This is a genomic window from Streptomyces himastatinicus ATCC 53653, from assembly GCF_000158915.1.
GTDB classification, from domain to species: domain Bacteria; phylum Actinomycetota; class Actinomycetes; order Streptomycetales; family Streptomycetaceae; genus Streptomyces; species Streptomyces himastatinicus.
Genome location: NZ_GG657754.1, coordinates 10,593,092 through 10,597,888 on the forward strand (window position 1 = coordinate 10,593,092; position 4,797 = coordinate 10,597,888).

The 4,797-nt window shown below is 73.8% G+C and carries 4 protein-coding genes and 2 pseudogenes; all 6 read left to right on the forward strand.

The features are described 5' to 3' along the window. Positions 1 to 449: pseudogene (locus tag SSOG_RS44630) on the forward strand (hypothetical protein); the annotation flags it as partial. 777 nt (positions 450 to 1,226) lie between these two features. After that, positions 1,227 to 2,459 carry a hypothetical protein gene (locus SSOG_RS57145; protein ID WP_009720930.1) on the forward strand — a complete coding sequence of 411 codons (1,233 nt, stop codon included), beginning with the start codon at positions 1,227 to 1,229 and terminating at the stop codon, positions 2,457 to 2,459. Continuing rightward, positions 2,456 to 2,848: a hypothetical protein gene (locus SSOG_RS57150; RefSeq protein WP_009720931.1), complete on the forward strand. Its 393-nt coding sequence runs from the start codon at positions 2,456 to 2,458 to the stop codon at positions 2,846 to 2,848. Before SSOG_RS57145 ends, SSOG_RS57150 begins: the two co-directional genes overlap by 4 nt. 181 nt (positions 2,849 to 3,029) lie before the next feature. After that, positions 3,030 to 3,572, forward strand: coding sequence for a hypothetical protein (locus tag SSOG_RS57155; RefSeq protein WP_009720932.1), 543 nt, complete (start codon positions 3,030 to 3,032; stop codon positions 3,570 to 3,572). Positions 3,573 to 3,574: 2 nt separating this feature from the next. Further along, on the forward strand, positions 3,575 to 4,126 hold the full coding sequence (locus tag SSOG_RS44645; protein ID WP_050800209.1) for a hypothetical protein: 552 nt from the start codon (positions 3,575 to 3,577) through the stop codon (positions 4,124 to 4,126). Then, positions 4,123 to 4,797: pseudogene (locus SSOG_RS54530) on the forward strand (hypothetical protein); the annotation flags it as partial. The gene SSOG_RS44645 and the pseudogene SSOG_RS54530, both read left to right, overlap by 4 nt.

Consider the following 4,797-nt stretch of genomic DNA (forward strand, 5'->3'; position numbering starts at 1 on the left):
GCGGCCTCGTGGTGCGGTTCTCCTCCGGCGTACGGACCGACACGCTGCGGCCCGGCGTGGTGGAGATCCAGGTCATCGAGGGAGGCAGCGGGCGCAACGCCTCCACCTGGTACATGGGCGGCAGGTTCGCCGAACCGGACCTCGAAGCGGAAGACGGGTGCGGTGAGTTCACAGAGGAGTTCCGCTACCGCCAGACGACCCGCGAGTCGCTCCAGGACGGCGACCGCGTACTGATCACCGTCCGCGCGGCGTTCCTCCTCGACCGCTGCTGCCGCCCGGTCGACGGCACCCACGTCGGCGGGCGCGTACCGACCATCGACGACCACAACACCCGGTCGGCCGCGCACGGCGGCTGCGACCTCCCGCCCTCGGGCATCGGCCCCTGGACGTCCGGCACCGGTGCGGGCGGGGACGTTTTCGAGAGCTGGTTCTTTGTGAAGGAGCGCTGATCATGCGAACAGACTGCGGATGCGGCTGCGGTGGCGACGCCACCCGGACCTCCGCCTTCGTACGTCCTCGCTTCTTCGCAGGGCAACTGCTGACCGAGGACGACCTCAGCCTGCTGGTGGAGTACACGACGGCGAAGCGCAGACTGCACAACCGGTCCCTCTACGGACCGGGCGTCATCTGCGGCCTCGGCGTCACCTGCGACCCGTGCGGCGGCGGAACCGTGGCAGTCCGTCCCGGACACGCCCTCGACTGTGCCGGAAACGACATCGTGGTGTCCTGCACCGAACGCGTCGATGTCACGGCCCTGGTGCGGGAGCGGCGCATCAGCGCCCTTGGCGTGGACTGTGGGGAGGACTGCGACGATGAGGGCGGCCGCCGCTATGGCCTCTACGTGAGCTACCAGGAGCTTCCCGTCGAACCGGTGGCACCGTACGCCACGGAGGAGCCCTGCCCCTCACCCGGATGCGTGCCGTCCAGGATCCAGGAGGGGTTCCGCTTCGTCGTCAAGTGCGACGACACAGAGGACCACCGCCACAACCCCGGCACCCGGCTTCTCGCGAGCATCGGCGACCTCCCGCGGGCGGACCGGGCCCGCACCCGCGACCGGGCGGCTCGGCCACTACGCCGACGCCCTGACCCCTCGCGTCGACCGGGCGCCGGCCCGCACCTTCCGCTTCGACGCCGCCGACGCACAGCGGTAACGCCACCGCCTTCGCATGGCTTGAGCGACAACGCGGGCGGCGAGGGACCGCCGCCCCCGCCCGACGGCCCGCGAGATGACCGAGCACGTGCGCGGACTCGCCGCCGCCATCGCCCGGTTCGACACCTACGACGCGGCCGGGCAGGGCCAGCTCAAGCACGACTACCCGGGCCTCGCCACGGTGGGCGAGGCCCGCGGAGCCCTGGGCACGGCGTGCCAACGGCTCCGGGACGCCGACATGGAAGCGGCGTGGCCCGATCCGCTGCACCATACGCTCGCCCACGCCGTCGTCACCGAGACCGCGGCCCGCGTCGTACCGGAGCGGGGCGACCCGGACGCGCCGCTGGAAGTGCGCATGCTCGCCCAGGGCACCCCGCTTGGCCACGCGCTGCGGGTGGAGTTCCGCGCGGACCTCGCCCTGATCCGCGAGTGGCTGCTGTGCCGCCTGGACCAGGCCGACGGCCTCGCCGACTGCGCGCTGCGCCAGGACGTCGCCGCCGCCGACGTACCGCCGCCGCTGCCCGCGCCACCGCCGGACAGCACCGAGAAGGCCACCATCGCCGAGGCGCAGCAGATCGCCGAGGCGGCCACCGCGCTGGCCACCGCGATGACCCGGTTCCTGACCGACGCGGCGTGCGCCACGCTGAACCCGCCGTGCGGCGACTGCACCGACACCGATGTCCTGCTCGCGCATGTGGAACTGGACGGCTGCGATGTCGTACGGGTCTGCTCCGCCACCCGGGAACAGGTGCTGCCCGGCGGCTCGGCCTACGGCGAATGGCTGCCCAAGCTCTACCGGCTGCGCGAACTCGCCGAGCGCGTGTGCTGCCAGCCCCTGCCCGTGTACCGGACGCTGCCGCTCCCGACGGAGGGGCCGGTGGCGCGCCCGTACGCCGACGGACTGCTCGGCGACTGGCCGCGCGGCGGGGACCTGGAGGAGATGCTGTCCCTGCTGCTGACCCCTGCCCCCGGAGAGACACCGCCCAAGGCCCTGCACGAACAGGTCTACACGACCCCCAGCGAAGTCACCGACAGCATGCAGGAACTCGCCCGGCTCAGGACACAGGTCGCCGATCTCACCGCCGCCGTGGAGGGCCTGCGCTCCCACATGGGCAGCACACAGACGCAAGTGACCCACCTGGAGGAACAGCTCGGGGACCGGGAGGACACACCGGACCCGGCGCCGGGCGGGGGAGCGGACCAGGCGCCCGACCAGGCACCGGACCGCGCGGACGAGCCGCCCAAACCCCCGGCCAAACGCGCCCGGTCGCCCCGCACCCGTAACCAGAAGCCCGGTGAGACGCCATGACGGGCCCCCTGCGCCCCGCCTTCCACGAGGGCCAGGTCCTGGCCGCCACCGACCTGTCGGCCACGGTGGAGTACGCCCGCGGAAGCGCCGCCCGGCACGCGCGCCATCTCCACGAGTGGGGCGTCGTCGAAGGGCTCGGCCTCGCCACCGAGCCCCGCACCGACCCGCTGACCAACGTCCGCTACACCGAGGTGAGCGTCGCGGTTGGCATGGCCGTCGACGGCACCGGCCGCGAGATGGTCGTCACCGAGCCGGTCGTGCTGCGCGAGAGCGACTTCGAGGAGGTCAACGCGCGGACAGCGACGACGACCCTATCGTCTCTCACTCGCGACGGAACGCCCAGCGCCGGGCCCGGTCTCCTGCTCCGGCAGCGCGCAAGACCCGGGTGAGGAGTCGTACCAGATCCTCTTCGGCCGCCTCGGCGACGAGCGGCTGGTCGCGGAGCAGCGGCCGCCCGCGATCGGCGACCCACCGGCCGACCCGCCCGCCCGCTGGCTCGTCCTGCTCGGCTACGTCCGCTGGACGGACGGCCACTTCAGCGGCGTCGAGAGCACGGCGCGCGGTGTCGCGGTGCGCTACGCGGGCGTGCGCGCGGACACCGTATCGGCCCGGTCGGGCGCGCTGACCCTGCGGACGGGCACGGAGGCCGAGGAGGGCAAGCCCGCGCTCGTCCTGTCCGGCGGCGACACCCCGAACCTGGTCTTCGGCCTCTACCAGGGCAGCGGCACGGTCGCACCGCTGATGACCGTGGCCGCCAACGGCAACCTGACCATCGAGGGGAGCTTCAGCGGCCGGATGCCCGCCGGGAGCACCCTGGTGGCGTCAGGGACCGCCACCGACGGGATGCTGCTGCCGCTGCCGTCCGGCATCACCCCGGAACAGGTCGCGGACGGCCGGGTCGTGATCCACGTCCAGCTCACCCCGCGTACCCCGCCCCTGCCGGACACGACGCTGTACAGCCCGGTGGAGGCCACCGTGGACGCCGACCGGCGGGTCCGGTGCCGGGTGCGCCTGTACGACCCCCTGGCCAACCCGGCCACGGTCGTCGACCAGCCCGGGGCGGTCGACTTCCTCGTCGTGGCGACGGTCGCACCAACGAACGGCGGTGGCTGACGATGGCTCTTACCGTGGTGTACGCGGCCGACACCGGCCACGTCGTGGGCGCGCTGGCCCTGACCGGCGCCTCCACCGGCGTCGGCTCCGGCGCCCCGCCCGAGGTGGCCGACCTCGTAGGATCCGCGCTGCCGCTGCGCGTGTCCCTGGGCGACGGCCGCATGGCGACGCTTCCGCTGAGCGCCAGGGAGCTGGCCGTGGCCTCGGTGGACGACGAACCGGCCGCCCTCGCCGAGCCGTTGGCCTTCGGGGTCGAGGTGACGACCGACGGCAAACCCAAACCGGCGCTGGTGCGCCTCGCGTCGTGGCCCGACAACATCGCGCTGGCCACGGACGGGCTCACCCTCACCGTGAAGGTCGCCGTGGCGCGCCCCGACGCCCGTGGTCGCCCTGGTGTCCCGACGAGCAAGAACACCCATGTGCTCGCCGGGGAGATCCCCGCCCAGCAGACCCAGGTGACACTGCCGGTGACCCTCGTCGCGGGCAGTGAGCACGGTGTGCTGGTGCTCGCGGCGGGCTGGGCGGGCCAGCTGAGGACGGAGAAGGTGACGTGAGCGCCCCCACCGCGCCGACCACCGGCGAGACCGGCGAGCCGGCCGACATCACGGTGCACCGGTGCACCGTGACGGTGGTCCGGCGCGGTGGGTGGAGCTGGGGACCCGATCCACGCGGCCTGGTCCGCCAGGTGGTGGACTCCCTCCCGGAGCTGCTGGCGGACCACTTCGCCGAGCGGCTGGGGACGGACGGACCGGACGTGGAGATCACCGAACCGCTGACCGTCACCGTCCGGCCGGGCCGGATGGGAAGCCCCGGCCGGGCCATCGGCGGCGGGCCGCCCGTCGAGGTCCACTTCGCGCCCGTGCCGGTGGTGGATATCCCCGCCGACGCGCCCGACACCGACGCCGCCGCGGTGTCGTTCGAGGAGTCGTTCGCGGCGGAACCCGACCCGTGGATGGCCCCGAGCGCCTCGGCGCTCTTCGCCGAACTCGCCGAGCGCGGCGAACTGGACGCGCTGCTCGCCCTGCTGCCCGAGGAGTCCGTACGGGCGTATCTGCCCGCACTCCTCGAAGCCGACGCCGCCACGGCCGCCCGGCTGCTCGCCGAACTCGTCGGGCGGGCGCTTGCCGCCGCGCCCGCCGAGGCGCTGCCCGAACCGCTGCGCACCGTCCTCGCGGGCGCCGACGCCACCGACCTGCCCCGGGCGCTCGCCGCCTTTGTGGCGTCC